The 23,997-nt window shown below is 75.5% G+C and carries 22 protein-coding genes; 11 read left to right on the plus strand and 11 right to left on the minus strand.

Going from position 1 to position 23,997, the window contains the following annotated elements:
* The first annotated feature begins 95 nt into the window (after positions 1-95).
* Positions 96-902, plus strand: coding sequence for an SGNH/GDSL hydrolase family protein (locus GA0070609_RS05105; protein WP_088992719.1), 807 nt, complete (start codon positions 96-98; stop codon positions 900-902).
* 190 nt (positions 903-1,092) lie between these two features.
* On the opposite strand, the gene GA0070609_RS05110 is transcribed toward GA0070609_RS05105, so the two are convergent.
* Positions 1,093-1,587 carry a glutathione peroxidase gene (locus tag GA0070609_RS05110; RefSeq protein WP_088992720.1) on the minus strand — a complete coding sequence of 165 codons (495 nt, stop codon included), beginning with the start codon at positions 1,585-1,587 and terminating at the stop codon, positions 1,093-1,095.
* Between the two features lie 154 nt (positions 1,588-1,741).
* Between GA0070609_RS05110 and GA0070609_RS05115 the strand changes: the two genes are divergently transcribed.
* The 4 genes from GA0070609_RS05115 to GA0070609_RS05130 all read left to right on the plus strand — a co-directional run bounded on the left by GA0070609_RS05115 (position 1,742) and on the right by GA0070609_RS05130 (position 6,557).
* Entirely contained in the window at positions 1,742-3,367 is a 1,626-nt protein-coding gene (locus GA0070609_RS05115; protein ID WP_088992721.1) for a glycosyl hydrolase family 18 protein, read from the plus strand.
* 147 nt (positions 3,368-3,514) lie between these two features.
* Entirely contained in the window at positions 3,515-3,997 is a 483-nt protein-coding gene (locus tag GA0070609_RS05120; protein ID WP_088992722.1) for a hypothetical protein, read from the plus strand.
* A gap of 87 nt (positions 3,998-4,084) precedes the next feature.
* Positions 4,085-5,491 (plus strand): class II 3-deoxy-7-phosphoheptulonate synthase, encoded by a 1,407-nt coding sequence (locus GA0070609_RS05125; RefSeq protein ID WP_088992723.1) that lies wholly within the window; start codon positions 4,085-4,087, stop codon positions 5,489-5,491.
* A 43-nt stretch (positions 5,492-5,534) separates the two neighbouring features.
* Positions 5,535-6,557: a threonine aldolase family protein gene (locus GA0070609_RS05130; protein WP_088992724.1), complete on the plus strand. Its 1,023-nt coding sequence runs from the start codon at positions 5,535-5,537 to the stop codon at positions 6,555-6,557.
* A gap of 75 nt (positions 6,558-6,632) precedes the next feature.
* Here the strand turns inward: GA0070609_RS05130 and GA0070609_RS05135 are convergent, their stop codons facing one another.
* Positions 6,633-7,508 (minus strand): deoxyribonuclease IV, encoded by an 876-nt coding sequence (locus tag GA0070609_RS05135; RefSeq protein ID WP_088992725.1) that lies wholly within the window; start codon positions 7,506-7,508, stop codon positions 6,633-6,635.
* On the minus strand, positions 7,508-9,493 hold the full coding sequence (pknB, locus tag GA0070609_RS05140; protein WP_088992726.1) for a Stk1 family PASTA domain-containing Ser/Thr kinase: 1,986 nt from the start codon (positions 9,491-9,493) through the stop codon (positions 7,508-7,510). The genes GA0070609_RS05135 and pknB overlap by 1 nt, the downstream gene beginning before the upstream one ends.
* 153 nt (positions 9,494-9,646) lie before the next feature.
* On the opposite strand from pknB, the gene GA0070609_RS05145 reads away from it, so the two are divergent.
* Positions 9,647-10,039 (plus strand): Rv2175c family DNA-binding protein, encoded by a 393-nt coding sequence (locus tag GA0070609_RS05145; RefSeq protein WP_088992727.1) that lies wholly within the window; start codon positions 9,647-9,649, stop codon positions 10,037-10,039.
* Between the two features lie 149 nt (positions 10,040-10,188).
* Here GA0070609_RS05145 and GA0070609_RS05150 read toward each other — a convergent pair whose 3' ends face one another.
* Together GA0070609_RS05150 and GA0070609_RS05155 are read right to left on the minus strand one after the other, a co-directional pair.
* Positions 10,189-11,271, minus strand: coding sequence for a polyprenyl synthetase family protein (locus GA0070609_RS05150; protein ID WP_088992728.1), 1,083 nt, complete (start codon positions 11,269-11,271; stop codon positions 10,189-10,191).
* Between the two features lie 9 nt (positions 11,272-11,280).
* Positions 11,281-12,690, minus strand: coding sequence for a helix-turn-helix domain-containing protein (locus GA0070609_RS05155; protein ID WP_231928539.1), 1,410 nt, complete (start codon positions 12,688-12,690; stop codon positions 11,281-11,283).
* Positions 12,691-12,952: 262 nt separating this feature from the next.
* Between GA0070609_RS05155 and metF the strand changes: the two genes are divergently transcribed.
* Together metF and GA0070609_RS05165 are read left to right on the plus strand one after the other, a co-directional pair.
* Positions 12,953-13,870 carry a methylenetetrahydrofolate reductase [NAD(P)H] gene (gene metF, locus GA0070609_RS05160; RefSeq protein ID WP_088992729.1) on the plus strand — a complete coding sequence of 306 codons (918 nt, stop codon included), beginning with the start codon at positions 12,953-12,955 and terminating at the stop codon, positions 13,868-13,870.
* A gap of 44 nt (positions 13,871-13,914) precedes the next feature.
* The gene (locus tag GA0070609_RS05165; RefSeq protein ID WP_088992730.1) at positions 13,915-14,637 is read left to right on the plus strand and encodes a CDP-alcohol phosphatidyltransferase family protein; all 723 of its coding nucleotides are present in this window, start codon (positions 13,915-13,917) and stop codon (positions 14,635-14,637) included.
* A gap of 21 nt (positions 14,638-14,658) precedes the next feature.
* On the opposite strand, the gene GA0070609_RS05170 is transcribed toward GA0070609_RS05165, so the two are convergent.
* The 6 genes from GA0070609_RS05170 to GA0070609_RS05195 all read right to left on the minus strand — a co-directional run bounded on the left by GA0070609_RS05170 (position 14,659) and on the right by GA0070609_RS05195 (position 20,046).
* Positions 14,659-16,143: a phytoene desaturase family protein gene (locus GA0070609_RS05170; protein ID WP_088992731.1), complete on the minus strand. Its 1,485-nt coding sequence runs from the start codon at positions 16,141-16,143 to the stop codon at positions 14,659-14,661.
* Between the two features lie 8 nt (positions 16,144-16,151).
* On the minus strand, positions 16,152-17,279 hold the full coding sequence (locus tag GA0070609_RS05175; protein ID WP_088992732.1) for a glycosyltransferase: 1,128 nt from the start codon (positions 17,277-17,279) through the stop codon (positions 16,152-16,154).
* 67 nt (positions 17,280-17,346) lie between these two features.
* The gene (locus GA0070609_RS05180) at positions 17,347-18,213 is read right to left on the minus strand and encodes a carotenoid biosynthesis protein (RefSeq protein WP_088992733.1); all 867 of its coding nucleotides are present in this window, start codon (positions 18,211-18,213) and stop codon (positions 17,347-17,349) included.
* A complete protein-coding gene (locus GA0070609_RS05185) occupies positions 18,210-18,815 on the minus strand; it encodes a GNAT family N-acetyltransferase (protein ID WP_088992734.1) in 606 nt (201 codons plus the stop codon). Before GA0070609_RS05185 ends, GA0070609_RS05180 begins: the two co-directional genes overlap by 4 nt.
* Positions 18,812-19,561 carry a monooxygenase gene (locus tag GA0070609_RS05190; RefSeq protein ID WP_088992735.1) on the minus strand — a complete coding sequence of 250 codons (750 nt, stop codon included), beginning with the start codon at positions 19,559-19,561 and terminating at the stop codon, positions 18,812-18,814. The genes GA0070609_RS05185 and GA0070609_RS05190 overlap by 4 nt, the downstream gene beginning before the upstream one ends.
* On the minus strand, positions 19,558-20,046 hold the full coding sequence (locus GA0070609_RS05195) for a YbaK/EbsC family protein (protein ID WP_088997510.1): 489 nt from the start codon (positions 20,044-20,046) through the stop codon (positions 19,558-19,560). Before GA0070609_RS05195 ends, GA0070609_RS05190 begins: the two co-directional genes overlap by 4 nt.
* 437 nt (positions 20,047-20,483) lie before the next feature.
* Here GA0070609_RS05195 and GA0070609_RS05200 point away from each other — a divergent pair, with 437 nt between their 5' ends.
* From GA0070609_RS05200 to GA0070609_RS05210, 3 genes are all read left to right on the plus strand, one after another.
* On the plus strand, positions 20,484-20,933 hold the full coding sequence (locus GA0070609_RS05200) for an SAV_6107 family HEPN domain-containing protein (RefSeq protein ID WP_088992736.1): 450 nt from the start codon (positions 20,484-20,486) through the stop codon (positions 20,931-20,933).
* Between the two features lie 96 nt (positions 20,934-21,029).
* Positions 21,030-21,821, plus strand: a complete 792-nt coding sequence (locus tag GA0070609_RS05205) for a hypothetical protein (protein WP_088992737.1) — start codon at positions 21,030-21,032, stop codon at positions 21,819-21,821.
* 188 nt (positions 21,822-22,009) lie between these two features.
* Complete coding sequence (locus GA0070609_RS05210; RefSeq protein WP_088992738.1) at positions 22,010-23,761, plus strand: DNA polymerase Y family protein; 1,752 nt, start codon at positions 22,010-22,012, stop codon at positions 23,759-23,761.
* Positions 23,762-23,997 lie beyond the last annotated feature (236 nt).

The following is a 23,997-nucleotide window of genomic DNA, read 5'->3' on the forward strand; positions in this document are numbered from 1 at the left end:
CGCCAGAGATAAGCGGCGCGCCGCAGGATCTTTCCATCATCGATATTTAGTGATATCTATCTCGCACCGATCCTCCTAAGCCCCTGGAGCGCGACGTGCGGAGATCCCGTCTGGCGACCCTCGCCATCAGCCTGGTCACCACCGTGGCCGCCACCCTCACCATCGCGGCCGGCCCGGCGCAGGCCGCCCCCGCCGACCACTACGTCGCTCTCGGCGACTCGTACTCCTCCGGCGTGGGCGCCGGAAGCTACACCGCCGAGAGTGGCTCCTGCCAGCGCAGCACCAACGCCTATCCGGCGCTCTACGCCGCAGCCGTGCGGCCGGCGTCGTATCGCTCGGTCGCCTGCTCGGGGGCCACCACCAGCAGCGTCGTCAACACCCAGCTCGCCGCGTTGAGCGGCACCACCACGCTGGTCAGCGTCACGGTCGGCGGCAACGACGTGGGCTTCGCCAACATCATGACCACCTGCGTGCTCTACGGCACGACCGAATGCGTGGCGGCCGTGCAGGCGGCCGAGGACAAGGCCCGCGCCGAACTGCCCGCCCTGCTGCGTACCGTCTACACGGGAATCCGCAACCGGGCGCCCTCGGCCCGGGTGGTGGTCGTCGGCTATCCGGTCTTCTACCAGCTCGGCACGGTCTGTGTCGGACTCAGCGCCACCTCGCGGGCGAAGATCAACGAGGGCATCAACCTGGTCGACGACATCACCCGCAGCGCCGCCCAGGCGGCCGGGTTCACCTTCGCCGACGTCCGGTCCCAGTTCGTCGGCCACCAACTGTGCAGCTACGGGGAGAAGTGGCTGCACGCCCTCAACTTCGCCAACCTCGGCATCTCCTACCACCCGACGGCGGCCGGGCAGTCCGGCGGCTACTACCCGGTTTTCCGCTCCGTCGCCGGCTGACGCCGGTGGCTCGCGGGGCGTGACCGAAAGCGGTCACGCCCCGCGCGCCGTTCCGCCTCCACCACCGGCGCTGGCTGTGATCCCACACCGTGCCGGGGATATGGGGCTGTCCTCAGGCTCGGGACGCCGCCACATCGCCGACATGGGGTGGATCACGACGGGCCGCTGGGTTGACGCGGGACAGCGGCGGTCAGACCGCGTCCGGCAGCACCTTCTCGATCGCGGCGCGCAGCTCGGCGGAATCCGGGGTCACCGTCGGGGCGAATCGGGCGGCGACCGTGCCGTCCGGCGCGACGAGGAACTTCTCGAAGTTCCACCGCACGTCGCCGGTGTGCCCGTCGGCGTCCGAAGTGGACACCAGCGCCGCGTAGAGCGGGTGCCGGTCCGGGCCGTTGACGTCGACCTTTTCGGTCAGCGGGAAGGTCACCCCGTAGTTGACCTGGCAGAAGTCGCTGATCTCGGCGGCGGTGCCCGGCTCCTGTCCGGCGAACTGGTTGCACGGGACGCCGAGCACCACCAGGCCGCGCTCGGCGTACTCCTCGTGCAGCGCCTGGAGGCCGGCGTACTGCGGGGTGAGGCCGCAGCGGGAGGCGACGTTGACTACCAGCAGGGCCCGGCCGCGGTAGCGGGCGAGGTCGGCCGGGCCGCCGCCGAGGGCGTCGATCGGGGTGTCGAAGACGGTCATGCGCCGAGGCTACGCGCTCAGATCACCCGCCGGTCAGCCTCCCCGGCGGCGCGCCGGAAATCGAAACATGCGCATCTTGACGAAGTGATGACGTCGTGAGTAGCGTCTCAGCAATCATTTTGGAAAGTTTCCTAACTGTTTGGGGAGACGCCACATGAAGAGATCGCTCCGCCGGGCCCTCTGGGCCGGCGTCGTGGTCGCCGTCACCGTCGCCACGGTGCCGATGGCCTCGGCGTTCGGCGCCGGCACCGTCACCACCACATTCACCAAGGTGCAGGACTGGGGGACCGGTCACGAGACCAGGGTGACGATCACCAACGGCTCGGACGCCTCGGTCAGCACCTGGCGCATCGAGTTCGACCTGCCCGCGGGCACCAGCATCGGCAGTTCCTGGGACGCGGACGTCACCCGCACCGGCGACCACTACGTCGCGGTGAAGAAGAGCTGGGCCGGGCCGCTCGCCCCCGGCGCCAGCTTCAGCTGGGGCTACAACGGCACCGGACCGTACCGGGCCCCGCTGAACTGCACCATCAACGGCGCCCCGTGCGGCGGCGGCGCGCCGCCCACCACCACCGCCCCGCCCACCACCACGCCGCCGACGACGACCCCGCCGACCACCACCCCGCCCACCACGACCCCGCCGACCACCACCCCGCCGGACCCGGGCGGCAAGAAGGTTGTCGGCTACTTCGCCCAGTGGGGCGTGTACGCCCGCAACTACCACGTCAAGAACATCCACACCAGCGGCTCGGCCGCCAAGCTGACCCACATCCTGTATGCCTTCGGCAACACCACCGGCGGCCGCTGCACCATCGGCGACAGCTACGCCGACTACGAGAAGGCGTACACCGCGGCGGACAGCGTGGACGGCGTCGCCGACACCTGGGACCAGCCGCTGCGCGGCAGCTTCAACCAGCTGCGCAAGCTCAAGAAGATGTACCCGCACCTGAAGGTGATCTGGTCCTTCGGTGGCTGGACCTGGTCCGGCGGCTTCACCCAGGCCGCGCAGAACCCGGCCGCGTTCGCGGAGAGCTGCCACAACCTGGTCGAGGATCCGCGCTGGGCGGACGTCTTCGACGGCATCGACGTCGACTGGGAGTACCCGAACGCCTGCGGCCTCACCTGCGACAGCAGCGGCCCGAACGCGTTCAAGAACCTGGTCAGCGCGCTGCGCACCCGGTTCGGCTCGTCGGCGCTGGTCACCGCGGCGATCACCGCGGACGGCAGCAACGGCGGCAAGATCGACGCCACCGACTACGCGGGCGCCGCGACGCACCTCAACTGGATCATGCCGATGACGTACGACTACTTCGGCGCCTTCAACGCGCAGGGCCCGACCGCCCCGCACTCCCCGCTCTACTCCTACCCGGGGATCCCGCAGCAGGGCTTCTGGTCCGACGCGGCGATCCAGAAGCTGAAGAGCAAGGGCATCCCGTCCAACAAGCTCCTGCTCGGCGTCGGCTTCTACGGCCGGGGCTGGACCGGGGTGACCCAGAGCGCGCCGGGCGGCACCGCCACCGGCCCCGCCCCGGGCACCTACGAACAGGGCATCGAGGACTACAAGGTGCTCAAGAACAGTTGCCCGGCGACGGGCACCGTCGGCGGCACCGCGTACGCCAAGTGCGGCAGCAACTGGTGGAGCTACGACACCCCGTCGACCATCAACGGAAAGATGACGTACGCGAAGAACCAGGGCCTCGGTGGCGCGTTCTTCTGGGAGCTCTCCGGTGACACCGGCAACGGCGAGCTCATCGGCGCCATCAAGGGCGGTCTCGGCTAGGCCGCAGGCCGACGCACCACCCACACGGCGGGGAGGGACCACGCACCGGTCCCTCCCCGCCCGGCGCGCTCCGGGCGCGCCTGGCGGCCGGCCCGGCGGGTCCGTGTGACAGACTCGCGGCTCGATGGCCCGTCGACGGAGGTGGCGATGCGCGTGACGCACCGGAGGCTGGCGGCGACCGCCGCCCTGCTCGCGACCCTGCCGTTTGCCCTGCTCGGCTGCGGTCTGATCAAAAAAGACGACCCGGCGGCCAAGCCCGGCCGGGCGCCCGCCGAGGAGGCGAGCGCGCGGGCCCGGGAGCGGGTGCAGGCGTACCTCGACGCGATGACCGCCAAGGACGTGGCCGCCGGCCGCAGCCAGTTCTGCGCGACCGCGCACGAGAGCTTCGACGCCGCCGCGACCGGCCCGAACGGTGACTTCGCCGACCACTTCCAGGTGCCGCAGGCGGAGATCACCGACGTCCGGCCCGGCCCCCGGGGGCAGGAGGTCAGCACCTCCGTCTCGATCACCGCCGGTTCCCGCAAGGCCACCCGGCCGCTGCTGTTCACGGTCACCCGGGACGGCGCCGACTGGTGCATCGCCGCCGAGGAGCCGGGCGGGCACCCTCCGGCCCCCGCCGTCACGCCCTGACCTGCGGGTGGGTGAGACACCTCTCACCAGCCGGAACCGTGCCCCTCGGCGGTCGGCGGCCCCGGCGGTCGCCGTACGCTTTCTGGCATGCGCCATGAGTGGCACCAGCTGAGCCATCCCGCCGTGGGCAGCCCCGGCCTGCAGACCAGCCGTCCGACCGTCGACTCCGCCGAGGACGCGGCCCTCGGTCTGGACCGTTGGCGGGAGCTGCCCCGGGCGCAGACCCCGCCCTGGCCGGACCCGGCCCAGGTCGCCGAGGTCTGCAAGGTGCTCGACGTCGTCCCGTCGGTGGTGGCGCCGTACGAGGTCGACCAGCTCCGGCAGCGGCTCGCGCTGGTCTGCGAGGGCAAGGCGTTCCTGCTCCAGGGCGGCGACTGCGCGGAGACCTTCGCCGACAACACCGAGAGCCACCTGCTGGCCAACGCCCGCACCCTGCTCCAGATGGCGATCGTGCTCACCTACGGCGCGTCGCTGCCGGTGGTCAAGGTGGCCCGGGTCGCCGGTCAGTACACCAAGCCGCGCTCGCTGCCGACCGACGCCCGGGGCCTGCCGGCCTACCGCGGCGACATGATCAACTCGCTGGAGGCCACGCCGGAGGCGCGGGTCGCCGACCCGCAGCGCATGATCCGGGCGTACGCGAACTCGGCCGCCGCGATGAACATGCTCCGCGCGTACCTGGCCGGCGGGCTGGCCGACCTGCACGCGGTGCACGACTGGAACAAGGGCTTCGTCAAGAACTCGCCGGCCGGCGAGCGCTACGAGGCGATCGCCCGGGAGATCGACCGGGCGCTGGCGTTCATCCGGGCCTGCGGGATGACCGACGACGAGGCGCTCCGCACGGTCACCCTCTACTGCTCGCACGAGGCCCTCGCGCTGGAGTACGACCGGGCGCTGACCCGGGTCTCCGACCGCCGGGCGTACGGGCTGTCCGGGCACTTCCTCTGGATCGGCGAGCGCACCCGGCAGATCGACGGCGCGCACATCGACTTCATCTCCCGCATCGCCAACCCGATCGGCGTCAAGCTCGGCCCGACCACCACCCCGGACGAGGCGATCGAGCTCTGCGAGAAGCTCAACCCGGACAACATCCCCGGCCGGCTCACCCTGATCAGCCGGATGGGCAACCACCGGGTCCGCGACGCCCTGCCGCCGATCGTGTCCAAGGTCACCGCGGCCGGCGCCAAGGTGGTCTGGCAGTGCGACCCGATGCACGGCAACACGCACGAGTCGTCCAACGGCTACAAGACCCGGCACTTCGACCGCATCGTCGACGAGGTGCTCGGCTACTTCGAGGTGCACCGCGGCCTGGACACCCACCCCGGCGGGCTGCACGTCGAACTCACCGGCGAGGACGTCACCGAGTGCCTCGGCGGTGCCCAGGGCATCGAGGACCTCGACCTGCCCGACCGGTACGAGACCGCCTGCGACCCGCGGCTGAACACCCAGCAGTCGCTGGAGCTGGCCTTCCTGGTGGCGGAGATGCTCCGTGGCTGACGCGAGGAGTGAGCTGGCGAGCCCCGCGGCCGCGAGCGCAGACATGATCGTCGACCTTCGGTCGGACACGGTGACCCGGCCGACCGCCGGGATGCGGGAGGCGATGGCCACCGCCGAGGTCGGCGACGACGTCTACGGCGAGGACCCCACGGTCAACGCGCTGGAGGCCGAGATCGCCGCGCTCTTCGGGCACGAGGCGGCGCTGTTCGCGCCGAGCGGCTCGATGGCCAACCAGATCGCCCTGCAACTGGTGGTGCCGCCGGCCAACGAGCTGCTCTGCGACGCCGACGCGCACGTGGTCACGTACGAGATCGGCGCCGCGGCCGCGTACGGCGGCATCTCGTCGCGGACCTGGCCGGCGGTCGGCGCGGACCTCGACCCCGACGTGGTCGCCGCCATGATCCGGCCGGACGGCTACTTCGCGGTCCCGACCCGGGCGATCGCGGTGGAGCAGACCCACAACCGGGGCGGGGGCGGGGTGATCCCGCTGGACACCCTGCGTCAGCTGCGTCGGGTCGCCGACGACGCGCGGCTCGCGCTGCACTGCGACGGCGCCCGGATCTGGCACGCGCACGTCGCCGACGGCGTGCCGCTGGCCGAGTACGGCGCGCTCTTCGACACCCTGTCGGTCTGCCTCTCCAAGGGGCTCGGCGCGCCGGTCGGCTCGCTGGTGGTCGGCAGCGCCGAGAAGATCGAACGCGCCCGGTGGATCCGCAAGCGGATGGGCGGCGGCATGCGCCAGGCCGGCATCCTGGCCGCGGCCGGCCGGTACGCCCTCGCGCACCACATCGACCGGCTCGCCGAGGACCACGCCAAGGCGGCCCGGCTGGCCGAGGCGATCGCCCCGTTCGGGGTGCTCGCCAGCCCGGTGCGCACCAACGTGGTGCCGCTCGACCTGACCAAGGCCCCGCTGGACGCGCACGCGCTCGCCGCCGCCGCCCGCGCCGAGGGGGTGCTGGTCTCCGTGCTCGGCCCGCGCACCGCCCGCCTGGTCACCCACATGGACGTCGACGACGCGGGCATCGACCGCGCCGTCACCACCCTCACCGGCATCCTCCGCGCCTGACCACCCGCCCTCGTTCACGGAAAGAGTGGCTGTTCCGCGCGGAACAGCCACTCTTTCGCCGAAAGCGCCCGGTGCTCAGGGGTGGAGGCGGGTGAGGGTGGCGATGTCGGCGGCGTGGCCGACGTGCTTCTCCGTCGGGGTCTCCACCACGATCGGCAGGCCGGCGGTGGCGGGGTGCCGCATGAGCTCCGCGAACGCCGGCTCGCCGATGGTGCCCTTGCCGATGTTCTCGTGCCGGTCCCGGGTCGAGCCGCACAGATCCTTCGAGTCGTTGGCATGCACCAGCTTCAGCCGGTCGGCCCCGACCGTCGCCACCAGGGTGTCCAGCGTCGCGGTCATGCCGCCCTCGGCGGCCAGGTCGTGCCCGGCGGCCCAGGCGTGGCAGGTGTCGAAGCAGACCCCGAGCCAGGGGTGCCCGTCCACGGCGTCGAGGTAGGGCCCGAGGTGCTCCACCCGGGAGGCGAGCGACCGGCCGCCGCCCGCGCTCGGCTCCACCAGCAGCATCGGCCCACCCTCGGCGGCGGCACCGTCCAGCAGCGGCAGCAGCGTCTCGCGGACCTGCCGCATCGCCGCCTCGGCGTGCCCGGCGTCCACCGCGCTGCCGGCGTGGAACACCACCCCGCGGGCGCCGATCGCGGTGCCCCGGCGCAACGCGTGGGCCAGCGTCAACGCCGACCGCTCGACCGTCGCGGCGGTCGGCGAGCCGAGGTTGACCAGCAGCGAGGCGTGGATGAAGACCGGTACGTCCCGTTCGGCGCAGCCGTCGCGGAACAGCCCGTCCTGCACCGGGTCGCCCGGCGGCAGCGCCCAGCCGCGGGAGTTCGAGACGTAGACCTGCACGACCTCGGAGCCGGCCGCGTCCAGGTACGGCAGGGCCGCCTTCGCCAGGCCGCCGGAGGTGGGCGTGTGCGAGCCCACCCGCCGGCGCCCGCCGGGTCGCGCCCCGGTCATCACAGGCACCCGAGGGTGACCTGGGTGCCCGGCGGCACCTGGCTGTTCTCGTTCGGGTTCTGGAAGCGCACGATGCCGTTCGGGTTGAACTGCACAGCGACCGGGAAGCCCTGGCTCTCCAGCAACTGCTTGGCCTGCGGGCAGGGCAGGTCGATCACCCGGGGCACCACCGTCAACGGCGGGCCCTTGCTGACCTCCAGCTTGACCTGGGCGCCCTTCTCGACACCGGTGCCGTCGGACGGGCTCTGCCCGAGGACCTCGTCCCGGGGCTTGTCGGAGTCCTTGTAGTTCTCCACCGGCACCAGGCCCAGCTTGGTCAGGGCCTCCCGGGCCTCGGTGAGGCTCTTGCCGACGAGGTTGGGCACCGAGACCGGGGCCCGGCCCTTGCTCAGGATGAGGGTGACCTTGGCGCCCGGTTTGACCTCCGTGCCCACCTTCGGGTTGGTGTCGATGACCACTCCGGCCGGCAGGTTGTCGTCGTAGCGCGCCGCGCCCTTGACCGCCACCAGCTTGAGGTTGGCCAGATCCGCCTCGGCCAGTTCGAAGTCCTTGCCCACCACGTCCGGCACCGGGAACCGCTCCGGACCCAGGGAGAGGGTGAGGGTGATCGTCCCACCCTTGACGATCCGGGTCGCCGAGGCCGGATCCTGCACCAGCACGGCGTCCTTCGGGACCTGCTCGTCGTAGCGCGGCTCGGCGTACACCAGGGTGAAGCCGGCGCGCTCGGCCTGCGCCGCCGCCTCGGCCTTGGTCAGGCTCACCAGCTGCGGGGCGACCGTGTAGCGACCCACCCCGAACCACCATCCGGTCAGGGCGGCCACCAGGCCGAGCACCACCACGGCCGCGGCGACGGCCTGCCGGCCGCGCCGGTCGGCCATCACCCGGGTGCGCAGCGCCACCAGCCGGGACCACAGGTCCTGCCCGTCCTCCGGGACGGCCCGCCGCCGGCCGGTACGGGGTCCGCCGTCGGAGGGCAGCCGGGCCCAGGACGGCCGTTCGGCCGGCTTGACCGCCGCGACCACCATGGTCGGCTGGGCCACCGGCGGCTCGTCGGTCACCCGGCGCAGCACGGCGGTACGGGTGTTCGGGTTGCCCAGGTCGTCCCGGGCCACCTGCACCTCGGCCAGCAGGGCACCGGCGTCGGTGGGCCGGGCGCCCGGATCACGTCGGGTGGCCCGGCCGACCAGGTCGTCGAGGACCTTCGGCAGGACGGGCACCAGCGTCGACGGCGCCGGTACGTCCTGGTCGACGTGCTGCCAGGCGACCTCCACCGGGCGGTCCCCGTCGTACGGGACCCGGCCGGTGAGCATCTCGAACAGCACGATGCCGGCCGAGTAGACGTCGGTGCGCGGGTCGGCGTGCCCGTCGGTGACCAGCTCCGGCGCGACGTACGCCACGGTGGCCATCAGCTGGTTGCCCTGCGTCTCGTCGGCGCTCGCCTCGACCGCCCGGGCCAGCCCGAAGTCGGCCACCTTGACCACGCTGTCGACCAGGTTCGCCACGCCGCCGGTCGGCGCCTCGGCGACCAGCACGTTCTCCGGTTTGACGTCCCGGTGCACCAGCCCGGCCCGGTGCGCGGCGGCGATCGCGGCGAGCATCTGCTCGAAGATGGCCAGCGCCTCGTCCGGGTTGAGCCGGCGCCGCTCGGCGAGCACCTCGCGCAGGGTGCGGCCGCGCACGTACTCCATGACCAGGTAGGGCAGCCCGTTGTGGGTGCCCTGGTCGTAGACCGCCACCACGTTGGGGTGGGTGAGCCGGGCGATGGTCTTCGCCTCGTCGGTGAACCGCTCGAGGAACCCGGCCAGGCGGGCCCGCGCCTCCGGGGCCTGGGTCGGATGAATGATCTTGACCGCCACGGTGCGCTCGAGGCGCTCGTCGGTGGCGGTGTACACGGTCGCCATGCCGCCACGGGCCACGCGACCGCGAATGCGGTAGCGCCCGTCGATCAGCGAGCCCAGCAACGTGTCGGCGACCTGTGTGTCCATCGGCAGGGAGTCTATGTGTCCGGAGGGTGAAGGTTGAACAGGATGCTACAGCCGGGGGGCGAACACACCGCTGCCCGCCGCGCGCCACCTGCGGACATGGCCCGCCCGGGGTGCCGTTGACGCAGGCCGGGCAGGGCATGGCAGGGTGGTCGGGTGACCGACTCCGTACCCGCCGACCGGGCCGTGCCCGGCCCCGATCTCGCCGGCCCGGCCGACCCGGCCGACTGGCTGACCCTGCCGGACGTCGCCGAGCGCCTCGACGTGTCGATCAGCAAGGTGCACCAGATGGTCCGGGACCGGGAGCTGATCGCGGTCCGCCGCGACGGCGTCCGCCGGATCCCCGCGGACCTGGTGGCCAACCGTACGGTGCTCAAGCACCTGCCCGGCGTGCTCACCCTGCTGGCCGACGCCGGTTACGACGACGAAGCCGCGCTGCGCTGGCTCTACGAGCCCGACGACTCCCTCCCCGGCGCCACCCCCGCCGCCGCCCTCGCCAGCGACCAGGCCCGCGAGATCAAACGCCGCGCCCAAGCCCTCGGCTTCTAACCCACCCCACCCCACCCGCCCTCCTGCCCCCCGCCCCTCCCCGCCTCCGTTGATCATGAGGTTAGCGGGGGGAAATGTCCGTTACCGGACCGCTAACCTCATGATCAACGGCGCGGGGGGCGGGGGTGGGGTGGGGACGGGGGCGGGGGTTAGTCGGCGCGGCGGGTGGCGGCGATGGCCAGGTCGACCAGGGCCTGGCGGGCCTCGGTGTCCAGGTCGACGGTGGTCAGGGCGGCCAGCGCGGCGTCGGTGAGGGTGACGATCCGCTGCTCGGTACGGGCCAGCGCGCCGCACCCGGTGATCAGCTCGCGGAGCCGGGCCACGCCCTTCTCGTCCAGTTCCGGGTCGCCCAGCCGGCCGAGCAGCAGCTCCCGGCCCGCCTCGTCGGTCGCCTCCAGGGCGGCCGCCACCAGGTAGGTGCGCTTGCCCTCGCGCAGGTCGTCGCCGGCCGGCTTGCCGGTCTGGGCCGGGTCGCCGAAGACCCCGAGCACGTCGTCGCGGAGCTGGAACGCCTCGCCCAGCGGCAGCCCGTACGCCGAGTACGCCGTCCGCACGTCCGCCGACGCGCCGGCCAGCGCGGCGCCGAGCAGCAGCGGCCGCTCGACCGTGTACTTCGCCGACTTGTAGCGGGCGACCTTGCCGGCCCGCTCCACCGAGGTGTCCCCGGTGGCCTGGGTCAGCACGTCGAGGTACTGCCCGACGGTCACCTCGGTGCGCATCTCGTCGAAGACCGGCCGGGCCCGGGCCACCGTGTCCGGCTCCAGTCCGGCCGAGTGCAGCAGCTCGTCGGACCAGACCAGGCACAGGTCGCCGAGCAGGATCGCCGCCGCGTCGCCGAAGCCGTTCGGGTCTCCGCGCCAGCCGGCCGACCGGTGCTGGCCGGCGAACCGGCGGTGCACCGCCGGCTCGCCCCGCCGGGTGTCGGAGCGGTCCATCAGGTCGTCGTGGATCAGGGCGCTGGCCTGGACGAACTCCAGCGCGGCCAGGGCGCTCACCACCTGGTCGGAGTCCACCCCGCCGGCGCCCCGGTAGCCCCAGTAGGCGAACGCCGGCCGGAGCCGCTTGCCGCCGCCGAGGACGAACGCCTCGATCGCCTCGGCGACCGGTGCCAGGGCGTCGTCGACCCCGGCCATCCAGGTGCGTTGGGTGGCCAGGAACTCGGCCAGGGCCTTGTCGACCCGTTGGCGCAGCCCGGCGCGGTCGACGGGGGAAACAGGAGCAGCGTCGGTCACGCCCCGACGCTAGCCGGTCCGCCCCCGCGCCGCCGTACCCGTGGGTATCCGACTCGCCGTGACGACCCTGCCGCGACCCGGTGGCGCGCCCGAGCGGGCCCGGCCCGGCGGTGCCGCCGGCGCGCGGGGCAGGTACGGCCCGGCCGCCGCGACGAGCGCCGTGTACCGCCGTGCGGCCGGCTCGTGCGGGTGCCCGGCGAGCCGGCGGCGCAGCTCGGACAGCGGGCCGAGCGCCCGCGGCGAGCCGGCGCGGACCGCGTCGAGCAGCGCCTCGCCGGCCACCGCGCCGGCCCGCTCGACCTCGCCGAGTTGCAGGTAGCCCCGGGCCAGCCAGCCGCCGTAGATCGCCGCGCCGCGCGGGTGCCCGCGCCGCCGAGCGGCGACCAGCGGCGCCTCGGCCGGGCCGGGGTGGCCCAACGCGACCAGCGTGCGCCCGGTCATCGCCGCCAGTTCGACGCCGTCGAGCCAGTAGAGCCAGGACGGCTCCCGGCCCGGTTCCGGCGGGTCGCCGCCCGCGCGCCGCGCCCCGTCGAGCGCCTGCCGGGCCGCGGTGGCCCGCCCGTCGAGCGCAGCCGCCAGCGCCACCCGGTGCAGCAGCAGCGCCCGCAGGCCCGGCGTGGCGTGCCGGCGCACCCCGGCGTACCCGGTGTGGGCCAGCACCAGCGCGCCGGCCGGGTCGCCGAGGCCGGCCAGCAGGTGGCTGGCGGAGCCGAGCACGTGCCCGGCGAGCGCCACGTCCCCGGCCGCCGTGGCGGCCCGCAGCGCCAGGCGGTAGGCGTCCAGCCCGCCCACCGGGTCCCCGGCGTCGGCGGCGAGCCAACCGGCCAGCTGGGCGGACTCGGCCAACACCGGCAGCAGCCGGCGGCGGGCCACCGGGGCCGCACCGGACAGCGCCCGGACCGCCCGCCGCATCCGGCCGGCCGCCAACCCGGCCAGGTCGGCCCCGCCGCACAGGTCGTCGAGCCGGCGCAGTTCGTCGGGCGGCCGCCGGTCCCGGTCCGGCGGGTCGGATTCGGCGGGCCCGGGTGGCGCGCCGACCGCCAGCCCGGCCGGCGCGCCGACCAGGAGCGGGGCCTGCGGGTCGGCCAGCCACCGCTGGGCCAGCGCGAGCAGCGCGGCCCGGGACCGGGCGCCGGCACCGGGCACGGCCGGCGGGGCGCCCAGCGCCCGGGACCGGGTCGCGGCGGAGCGCAGCAGCTCGACCGGCGCGCCCAGCACGACGGCGAGCCAGCCGAGCCAGAAGTCGCCGGGCACCCGCAGCTGGCGTTCCCACCGGGAGACCTCGTGCCGGCTCAGCGTCGGCACGCCGGCGGCCGCGCAGAGCTCGGCGGCCAGCCGTGGCTGGCTCCAGCCCCGGGCCAGCCGGAGCTGGGCGAGCAGCGGCCCGAGCAGCCGCGGGCCGGGCGGGAACGGGGTCATGGGTCCTCCGGACGGGCGTCGGCACGGCGGCGGCGCGCCCCGCCGGGCGGGACCGTGCGCCACCGATCGGATCTCGACCCCCGCGCGCCCCCCGGTGCGGCCGGCCCCGGCCGGCCCACCCGCGCTGACCCCGTTCCTACCCCGCGGGTACGACGCTCTCCGGCGCCCGCCGGCCCGATCACGGTGTCATCGGGGGTGGCCCGGTGTCCGACGGGGTGGGAAGGGCGTGGGTGCGACCGGCGCCGCCCGCTAGAGTCGGGGCGTGGCGCTCGGTCTTCCCTCCGTCCTTCCCCAGTCGCAGCCGGCGATCGGGGAGCTGATCCGTGACCGCCAGCCGACCTTCTCCTTCGAGTTCTTCCCACCGAAGACCGAGCAGGGCGAGCGGCTGCTCTGGCAGGCGATCCGCGAGCTGGAGCCGTTGCGGCCCTCGTTCGTCTCGATCACCTACGGCGCGGGCGGGTCGACCCGGGACACCACGGTCGCGGTCACCGAGCGGATCGCCACCGAGACCACCCTGCTGCCGATGGCCCACCTCACCGCGGTCAACCACTCCGTCGCCGAGCTGCGGCACGTGATCGGCCGGCTCGCCGGGGTCGGCGTGCGCAACGTGCTGGCGGTGCGGGGCGACCCGCCGGGCAACCCCGGCGGCGAGTGGGTCCGCCACCCCGAGGGCGTGCTCTACGCCGAGGAGCTGGTCCGCCTGGTCCGCGAGTCCGGTGACTTCAGCGTCGGGGTGGCCGCCTTCCCGTACAAGCACCCCCGGTCGCCCGACGTGGCCAGCGACACCGAGCACTTCGTCCGCAAATGTCGGGCCGGTGCCGAGTTCGCGATCACCCAGATGTTCTTCGACGCCGACGACTACCTGCGGCTGCGTGACCGGGTGGCGGCCGCCGGCTGCGACACCCCGATCCTGGCCGGCGTGATGCCGGTGACCCAGATGAGCACCATCGAGCGGTCGGTGCAGCTGTCCGGGGCGCCGTTCCCGCCGGCCCTGGCCGAACGGTTCGAGCGGGTCGCCGACGATCCGGAGGCGGTGCGCCGGCTCGGCATCGAGCAGGCCAGCGAGATGTGCCGGCGGCTGCTCGACGAGGGCGTGCCGGGGATCCACTTCATCACCCTCAACCGCTCCACGGCCACCCGCGAGGTCTGGCAGAACCTCCAGGTGGGCGCGCGGGTGTGAGCGTACGGGCCGCGACACCTCGGCCGCGGTGCGACGGTTGATCTGTGGTGGGCACACAGCTGCTGAAGTGGGACGACTACGCGACCGCCTGGGCCCGGCTGCACGGCGGGTTCGATCCCCGGGTGGCGGCTCCGGTGGTGCGCGCCTGGCTGCGGTTCGCCTACCACGTCGGGTACGTGCTCGGCCGGCTCCGGATCGGCCCGACCCCGGTGACGGCGGCCGGCGTGCTGCTCTGCGTCCTCGTGCCGGTGTTCGCGGTACGCCCGGGGGACGGGCCGTTCCTCGGGGCGTTGTTCGTGCTGCTCGCCGCGGTGGCGGACAGCGTCGACGGCGCGGTGGCGGTGGCCACCGGCCGGACCACCCGGCTCGGCTACGTCTACGACTCGCTCGCCGACCGGCTCGGTGAGGTCGCCTGGCTGGTCGCGTTCTGGCTGGTCGGCGCGCCGGGCGCGTTGGTGGCCACGGCCGGCGCGCTGTCCTGGCTGCACGAGTACGTCCGGGCCCGGGCGGTCGCCGCGGGCATGCGGGAGATCGGCGCGGTGACCGTGGGGGAGCGCCCCACCCGGGTCTCGGTGGCCCTGGCCGGGCTGCTGCTGGCCGGGCTGACCGGGCTGATCGAGCCGGACCTCGCCGCCGGCACCATCACCATGGCCACCGCCGTCTGGGTGCTGCTGGCCGCCTTCGGCCTGGGTCAGCTCCTCTCCGCCGTCCGCCGCGCCCTGCTCGACGCGGAGCGGCCGCCGGACCGGGCCGCGGCCCCGCGATGACCGGCAGCGGGTGCGGCCCGGTCACCAGGCGGGGCCGATCTCGTCGGCGACGATCTGCGCGGAGAGGGTGACCATCGGCAGGCCGCCGCCGGGGTGGCTGGAACCGCCGACCAGCCACAGCCCGCGTACCGGGCCGCGGTTGGCCGGGCGGAGCAGCCCGCCGGCCGTACCGTAGATCGACCCGCCGGGCGCGCCGGTCGCGGTGTCCAGGTCGGCCGGGGTACGGATCTGGCGGAACAGCAGCCGGTCGCGCACGTCAACGCCGCGCTCGGCCAGCACGTCCAGGATCCGGTCGGCGTACGCCTCGGCCAGCCCGGGCCGCCGCCAGTCCACGGCGCCGGCGGCGGTGCCCTGCCGGGGCGCGTTGACCAGCACGAACCAGGCCTCGTGCCCGGCCGGCCGGACCAGTGGGTCGTCGGCGACGGTGACGAACACCGTCGGGTCGGGTGCCGGGCGGGCGCGCACCCCGCGCCCCGGGTCACCGAAGACCGCGTCGAACTCGGCGTCGTAGTCGCGCGGGAAGAACACGGTGTGGTGGGCCAGGCCGGACTCGCCGGTGACCCCGAGCAGCAGCACGAAGCCGGCCAGGCTGCGGTCGGCGAGCCCGGCCAGCCGGCGCGGGCTGGGCAGCAGGTCCCGGTAGACGGTGAGCGCGTCGGCGTTGGCCACCACCACGTCGGCCGGGACCGGCGTGGCGACGCCGGCGAGGCGTACCCCGGTCACCCGGCCTCCGGCGGCGTCGATCCGGGTGACCTCGGCGCCGGTCTGCACCACCACGCCGAGGTCCAGGCAGCGGGTCAGCAGCGCGTCGGCGAGGGTGCCCAGCCCGCCGCGCAGGTACCAGCCGCCGAAGGCCAGCTCGGCGTAGGGTACGGCGACCAGCGCGGCCGGGGCCCGGCGCGGGTCGGCGCCGGTGTACGTGGCGTACCGGTCCAGCAGCATCCGCAGCCGAGGGTCGGACAGGTGGCGACGGCCCAGCCCGCGCAGGCTCCGGCCGGGGGCGATCGCGGTCAGGTCGCCGAGCCGCCAGGCCAGCGCGGCCAGGTCCCGCGGGGAGCCGACCGGGCGGCGCAGGATGTCCTGGTGGGAGGCCTGCCAGACCCGGCCGGCCCGGCGCCACAGCCGCTGCCAGTCGGCCGCGGCCCGGTCGCCGAGCGCGGCGCCGATCCGGGCGGCGAACTCGGCCGGGTCGGCGCACGAGTCCAGCGCCGGGCCGCCGGGGAAGACGTGCCGGACGATCGGGTCCAGCGGCGTGAGGTCGAGGTACTCGTCGAGCTTCGCCCCGGTCGCCTCGAACAGGTCGTGGAAGACCTCGGGCAGGGTGAGCAGGCTGGGTCCGGTGTCGAAGTGGAACGGGCCGGCCGGCGTGTCGTGCAGGTACCGGCCGAGCTTGCCGCCCACCGTGTCGGCCCGTTCGAAGACGGTGACCTGGTGCCCGGTGACGGCCAGCCGCGCGGCGGTGGCCAGCCCGCCGACTCCGGCGCCGACGACCACGATCCGCGCCATGCCGCCTCCTAGGTGACCGGGCGGCCCCGCCAGGTCAGCCGGCGCCGCTTCCGCAGATGGTACGACCGCAGGGTCAGCCAACCGAGGACCACGACCGACACGGGGTGTGCCAGCGAGTCGGGCCACCACCGGCCGCCGGTCGCCCGGGCGCTGATCGCCCGTCCGGCCACCCCGAGCAGGTACGCCGCCGCGGCGGCGGCCGCCACCGGCGCCGCCCCGGCGGCGAGCGCGCCCACCGCCAGCAGCGGCGGCGCGGTGTAGAGCAGGAGCAGCAGCGCCACCACCACGGCCGCCGCCACCGGGTGGCCGAACGAGGCCCAGAGCGACTTGGTGTAGCCGTCGCGCAGCTGCGGCCAGTTGTCGTACATCCGGCAGGTGGCCAGCCGCGAGCCGTCGGCCAGGGCGATCCGGCCGCCGGCCCGCTTGACCGCCCGGGCCAGCTCGACGTCCTCCAGGACCTTGTCGGCCACCGCGACGTGCCCGCCGGCCCGTTCGTAGCCGGCCCGGTCCAGCACCAGGAACTGCCCGCCGGCCGCGGCAAGCGACGGCCGCGGTGAGCGCTCCATCGCGCGCAGCGGCAGGAAGGTCAGCCACAGCCACTGCAGCAGCGGCTGGACCAGCCGGTCCGCCGCCGTGACCACCAGGATCCTCGGGTACGGCGACAGCAGCGCCAGCCGGGCGGCGCGCAGTTCGGTGACCGCCGCCGCCACCGCGTCCGGGGCGAGCACCACGTCGGCGTCGACGAAGACCAGCGCGGTGGCCGCCGGGTCGGCCCGGCTGGCCAACTGCCAGCAGGCATACGGCTTGCCCAGCCAGCCCGGCGGCGGGGCGGCTCCGCGCAGCAGGGTGACCCGCGGGTCGTCGCCGGCCACCGCCCGGACCACCTCGGCGGTGCCGTCGGTGGACCCGTCGTCGAGCACCACGACGCGCAGCCCCGGCACGCCGCGCTGGGCGAGCAGCGCGCGCAGGCACGGGGTGACCCGGGCGGCCTCGTCGCGCAGCGGCAGCAGCACCGCGACCGGCTCGTCCACCGGGGCCGGCGGTACGGCCGGGCGGCGCAGCCAGCGGCCGGCGTTGACCAGCGTGTGCGCGGTCAGCACGGCGACGCCGAGCAGCAGGACGAGCACGCCGCTCATGCCGGCACTCCGCTGCGCTGCGTGCCGGCCTGAGGCATGGCGGCGCTGAGTTCGCTGATGCGCTCGCTCATGCCGGTGCGTCGGCGTCGGCGCGCCGGGGCGGGTGGGACGCCGGCCGGTCGGCGCGGCGGGTCCGCAGCAGCGTCAGCGCGAGCGGCACCGCGGTCACCGACATGCCGGCCGCGCCCCACAGCGCGGAGGCGGGCAGGTCGAGGAAGATCGCGTGGGCCAGCATGCTGGAGCCGTACGTCCACAGGTAGAGCGCGAACATCGGGTGGTCCCGCCGGTCGGTGCCGGCCACCGCCGACCCGGCCAGCGGGCGCAGCGCGGTCATCAGCAGCACCGCGAAGAGCAGCCAGCCGAGGTAGTTGCTGACCGGGACGCCGGGCAGGCCGGGCAGCGCCGGGGTGGCGTCGCGCCAGACCCAGTGGCCCTCGGCCACCATCTGCGGGTCGAGGAAGAGGTCCCAGGTGGCCAGCCCGAGCGCGGCCAGCGCGATCCGCCGGACGGCGAGCGCGACCGGTGACCCGGGGTGGTGGTCGCCGGCCGGGCCCACGGGGTCGGGCGGCGTGGTGAGCCGGACCGCGGTCAGCCAGGCCGGCCAGGCCATCCAGGTCCACGCCAGCGGAATGACCAGCGGCACTCCGGCCAGCTTCGGGCCCAACTGGCCGGAGTAGTCGTAGCTGCCGAACGGGAAGCCGGTGGCCACCCCGAGCGCCTCGATGGCGAACCCGCCGCCGGTGGCCACCGCCACCAGCGCCACGGCGGTACGCGCACCCCGGTTGAGCAGCGCGTGGCCGACCGAGAGCAGCCAGCCGAGGCCGACGGTGGCCACGGTCAGCCGGGCCCGGGTCGTGCCGGTGGTCAGCGGGTAGCAGATCTGCGCGAGCACCAGCACGGCCAGCAGCGCCCAGCAGGCCCGCTGCCGGTTCACGACGCGGCCGGGCCGGGCGGGGCCTGCGCGGAGGAGCGCGGCGGGGCCGGCGCCGGGCCGGGAGGCGGGAGGGGGAGGTCCCGGCCGAGCACGCCGAACGGGCGCTCGTCGCCGGGGAAGTGGAAGTCGCGCAGGATGTCGACGAACCCGAACCGGCGGTACAGCCGCCAGGCCCGCGACCGCTGCTCGTCGGCCTCCGGGGTGGACAGCAGGGTGGTGGCCCCCTCGGCCATGGTGAGCAGGGCGCGCAGTTGCCCCGCGCCCAGGCCGTGCCCCTGCGCGGGCGGCCGGACGTGCAGCTCGACCACCTCGAAGCAGTCGGCCAGCCAGCGCTGCCGGGTGGCCGGGTCCAGCGCCCGCCAGACCTGGTCGTGCCACCACTGCCCGGGGGCGCCGAGGTAGCCGTAGCCGAAGCCGGCCAGGTGCCCCTCGGTGGTCAGGCTGGCCACGGCCCGGAAGCCGGGGCGGCGGACGTGGGTGGCGATGTAGCCGCGGCGGGCCTCCAGCAGGTCGGTGCGGTAGCCCATCGCCTCGCCGTAGACGGCCACCACGTCGTCCAGCCGCCGGACGAGATCGTCCGGTGTCCACCGCACCAACCTCATGCCCGCGCGCCCTTCGCCGTCTCCGCGTCGCCGTCCGCGACCCATCCCAGCACCGTCCGGTCACCGACCACGTCGCACACCGCGAACCGCGCGAAGAGCTCCTCCGCGTACCACCCCTCGGTGGGGGTCCGCATGATCGCGGCGCGGTGCTCCGGGTGACGGTACGCGAACGCCACCAGGTCCGCCGGGTCACGCCACACGCTCACCGTGCCCTGCCAGCCCACCGGGGCCTCGCCGACGCCGAACCGGGCGAGCAGGCCGGGCGCGGCGTGCAGGGCGGCGGCCACCGGCGGGACCGCCCGCCAGAAGGTGACCGCCCGGCGGGGCCGCAGCCGGGCCCGGGTCAGCGCCAGCACCGGGCCGTCGGCGCGGCCGCCGGGCGGCTCGCCGAACGGCCGGCGGCCGGACCACTCGCCCCGGCTGGTCAGCGGGCGCAGGTCGAGCCGGACGGCGGAGCGGGCGATCCGGGACCAGGCCCGGCCCACCGGCGAGGCGTCGAAGCCGGCCGCCGCGGCGGGGGAGTCCCACACCGCCAGCGCCGCCCACCGGGTCAGGTCGGCGTCACCCGGGCCGAAGCCGGTGCCGGTCCCGGTGCCGAGGAGCTTGCCGAACCGTACGCCCGGCACGACGCGCAGCCGGCGCGGGTCGAGCGCCATCCGGGCCAGCGCCCGGGGCAGCGCGGGCCGGGAGGTCCGCCACACGTGCAGGGTGACCAGGCCCGGTACGGCGTGCGCGGGGTCGCTCACGCCACCTCGGCCGGGGCGCCGGCGGTGATCCGGAGCAGTTCCCGGTACGTGGTGGGGAAGACCGCCTGCGGCACCCCGCCGGCGGCCCAGATCTCGTCGTACCCCGCCAGGGCGGTGTCCACCAGGGTGCGCAGCGGCTTCGGGTGGCCCAGCGGGGCCACTCCGCCGATCACCTGCCCGGTGTGCGTGCGGACGAAGTCGGGGGTGGCCCGGCGCAGCCGGGTGACCCCGATGCCGGCGGCCAGCCCGGCGGTGTCCACCCGGTGCGCGCCGGAGGTGAGCACCAGCAGCGGCTCGCCGTCCGCCTCGAAGATCAGCGAGTTGGCGATCTGGCCGACGCCGACGCCGAGCGCCTCGGCGGCGGCCGCGGCGGTGTGCACCGCCTCGGGCAGCAGGCGGACCACGCTGGGCGCGCCGGAGCCGTTCCGCGCGTCGGCGGCGTCGAGCGCGTCCTGCACCGCCCGTACGTTCGGGTGTGACTGCATGCCCGCCATTCTTCCCGGTACGCCGGGCCGGTCCGCGACCGGCCGCGCGTCACACGTTGCATTTTCGTCGGAGGGAGGGTGTACTGTCAGCAGTAGTTAGAACGAGTGTTCGATTGCCTCGTACGCTCGTTCCAACCAGCCCGGGGCGGTGTTTCGCGGCGCCGGCTCCGGGCGGTGCGGCTCCGCGGGCCGCACCTGGGTTCCGGGCAGTCGCGAGCCCGGTCCCGTCAGGCAGGAGCGTCGCCCGCCGCCCACGACCCCCGGGCGGCGGGCGACGAACCCGCCGGTACGCCGGCCGGGTGTGGTGTGGGGAAGCGTCCACACCCGGCCGGCCCCCATCCGGTGCGTCTTCCTCCGCACCACTCGATCCGGCGCCCCGCCGGCGGTCCGTCCGTCGCGGTGGGGTGGCGACCCGGCCACGTGGAGGAGACAGTCCCATGCCGACCAACCCGGCTCAGGCACCGACGGTGCCGGCGCACGTGCTGCCGCACCGCACTCCCGCCCAGCTTCTCGCGGTGGCCCGCCAGGGGCTCGCCGAGGCCGCCCGGACCCGTCCCGACGGCCTCCGTTACGCGGCCGCCCACCTGGCCGCCCTGCGTGCCGCCGCCGCCCTGCTCGGCGCCCGGGCCCGCCCGGCACCGGCCCGGCGCAACCGGATCACCAGCGTCTGGGTCCTGCTCTCCGGGGTCGCCCCCGAGCTCGACGAGTGGGCCCGGTTCTTCGCCGCCGGCGCCGGCAAGCGGGCCGCCGCCGAGGCCGGCATCCCCCGGGTGGTGACCGCCCGGGAGGCCGACGACCTGCTGCGCGCCGCCGAGCAGTTCGTCACGGTGGTGGAGACCGCGCTCGGCGTGGCCCACCAGCCGGCGCTCGACGGTCTGGCCGCCTGACACCTGTGACACCCCGACCGCCCGGCGGGGGGAGCCGGGCGGCCGGGGCGCCCACGCGCACATCTGATCCGAACAGCACGACGGGGGGTAGGTCCGATGGCGGGCCGCATGGTGGTCGGTTCCGCCGCACTGGCCGGCCTGGTCCGTCCGGCGAGCGCGCCGGACCCGGCGGGCGGCCACCGGGTGCTGCCGGTGGCCCCGGAACTGACCGGCCTGCTGCCCAACCGGGGGTTGCGCCGCGGCAGCACCGTCGCGGTCGCCACCGGCCAGCCCCGACGCAGTGGCGGCACCTCCCTGGTCCTGGCGCTGCTCGCCGAGGCGTCCCGGGCCGGCTCGTGGTGTGCCGTGGTCGGGGTGCCGACGTTCGGTGCGGGGGCGGCCGCCGAGTACGGCATCGCCCTGGACCGGCTCGCTCTGGTGCCCAACCCGGGTCCGGAGTGGGCCACCGTCGTCGCCGCGCTGATCGACGGGGTGGACGTCGTGGTCACCGCCGTGCCGGCCGCGGTCTCCGCCTCGGTCGCCAACCGGCTGGCCGCCCGGGCCCGCCAGCGGGGCAGCGTGCTCGTCCCGTACGGCCGGTGGGACGGCGCGGACGTGACGTTGCAGGTGGTCCGGGGGGTGTGGGAAGGGCTCGGGCCGGGCCGCGGGCGGCTGCGCCGCCGGGAGGTCACCGTCTCGGCGCGCGGGCGCGGGGCGGCCGCCCGCCCCAAGGAGGTCAAGGTCTGGCTGCCCGGTGACGGGCTCACCCGGGTCATCCCGCGACCGGTGGCCACCTCCGTCGCCTCCGTCACCGGCCGGTCGGCCGCCGGCCGGCTCCGCCCGGTGCCGTCGGGCCCGTCCGACCCCGTCGGGCGGTGCGGCACGCTCACCCTGGTCGGTCCGGCATGAGCGACGCCGCTCCGGCGCATCCCGACCAGCCCGGTGGGCCGTCGGCCCGCGCTGACCGGTCCGGTGGGTTGCCGGCCCGCATCGACCGGTCCGGTGGGTTGCCGGCTCGCGCTGACCAGCCCGGTGCGTCGCCGTCGCGCACCGACCGGTCCGGTGCGTCGTCGGCTCGGCCTGGGGGTGCCGGGCCGGTGCGGACCCTGCTGCTCTGGTGCCCGGACTGGCCGGTGCTCGCCGCCGAGATCGTCGAGGGGGTGCCGGCCACCGATCCGGTGGCGGTGCTGCACGCCAACCGGGTGGTCGCCTGCTCCGAGCGGGCCCGCGCCGAGGGGGTGCGCCGCGGGCTGCGCCGGCGGGAGGCGCAGGGACGGTGCCCGCAGCTCACCGTCGTCGACCACGACCCGGGGCGGGACGCCCGGGCGTTCGAGCCGGTGGTCGCCGCGGTCGAGGAACTGGTCGCCGGGGTGGAGGTGGTCCGCCCCGGCTCCTGCGCGGTGGCGGCCCGCGGCCCGGCCCGCTACCTCGGTGGGGAGGAGGTGGCGGCCGAGCGGATCGTCGAGCACGTCGCGCAGACCTGCGCGGTGGAGAGCCAGGTCGGCATCGCCGACGGGGTGTTCGCCGCCGGGCTGGCCGCGCGCAGCGGTCGGGTGGTCCCGCCCGGTGGCACGCCGGAGTTCCTCGCCGCGTTGCCGGTCGAGGCACTCGGCCGCCCGGCGCTGGCCGACCTGCTGCGCCGGCTCGGCGTACGCACCCTGGCCGACTTCGCCGCGCTGCCGGCCGGGGACGTGCTGGCCCGGTTCGGCTTCGACGGCGCGCTGGCCCACCGGCTCGCCGCGGGGCGGGACCACCGCCCGCTCGCCGTCCGCCAGCCCCCGGTCGACCTGGCGGTCACCGCCGGGTACGACGAGCCGCTCGACCGGGTCGACGCCGCGGCCTTCGCCGCCCGCGCGCTGGCCGAACAGCTGCACGACCGGCTCGCCGGGCACGGGTTGGCCTGCACCCGGCTCGGCATCGAGGCGGTCACCGCGCACGGGCAGGAGCTGCACCGGGTCTGGCGGCACGACGGCCTGCTCACCGCCGCGGCCATCGCCGACCGGGTGCGCTGGCAGCTCGACGGGTGGCTCTCCGGCAGCAACGGCCGGGCCGGCGGCCGAGCGGCCCGGCCAACGGCCGGCATCATCCGGCTGCGGCTGGTCCCAGACGGGGTGATCGCCCAGGCCGGCCTGCAACCCGGCCTCTGGGGGGAGGCCGGCGAGGAGCGCGAGCGGGCACACCGGGCGTTGAGCCGGGTGCAGGGCATCCTCGGCCCCGAGGCGGTGGTCACCGCGGTGCTCGGCGGTGGACGATCCCCGGCCGACCAGGTGCGCCTGGTGCCCTGGGGGGACGAGCGACTCCCCGCCCGGCCCGGGCAGCCGATGTCGCTGGCCGGCCCGGTGCCGCCGGGTGGGCCGGTGTCGTCGGGCGTGCCCGACCAGTCGGCGTCGTCGGGCCGGCCGGCATTGCCCGGTCAGTCGGGATCGTTGGCTCAGTCGGGGGCGTCGGGTCAGGGGGCGCAAGCGGGCCGAGGGGGGTCGGGCCGGGCGGCGCGGTCGCCCCGGTCGGCGGGGCGGGTTGAACCGCCGTGGCCGGGCCAGCTTCCGCCGCCCGCACCGGCCGTGGTGCTGCCCCAACCACTCGCCGCCACCGTGCACGACGACGCCGGCGAGCCGGTCGTGGTCAGCGCGCGGCTCCAGCTGAACGCCGCCCCGGCCCGGCTGACCGTCGGCACGGGCCAGCCGGCCGAGATCGTCGGCTGGGCCGGCCCATGGCCCGTCGACGAGCGCTGGTGGGCGCCGGCCGAGGCCCGGCGCCGGGCCCGATTCCAGGTCTGCCTCGCCGACGGCGCCGCCCTGCTGCTGGCCGTCGAGGCGGGGCAGTGGCTGGTGGAGGCGATCTATGACTGAGCGTTCCGGCACGCCGGCCCGGCCCGGCAGGGTTGGTCAGGTTGGTCCGGGCGGTCTTCGTCATGCCGGCGTGGTCCGGTGCGGCCGGGTCGGCCAGGCGGATCGGCGGCCCCTCCGTCGCTGCGGTGGCCAGCTCGCCCGGCCACACCTACCTCGCACGGTGATACCTGTGCGTCATATTGATGACGCACAGGTATCACGCTCGTCGGCGAAGGGCCGCCGGCCGGCCCGCTGCA

The sequence above is a fragment of the Micromonospora echinaurantiaca genome (genome assembly GCF_900090235.1).
GTDB classification, from domain to species: domain Bacteria; phylum Actinomycetota; class Actinomycetes; order Mycobacteriales; family Micromonosporaceae; genus Micromonospora; species Micromonospora echinaurantiaca.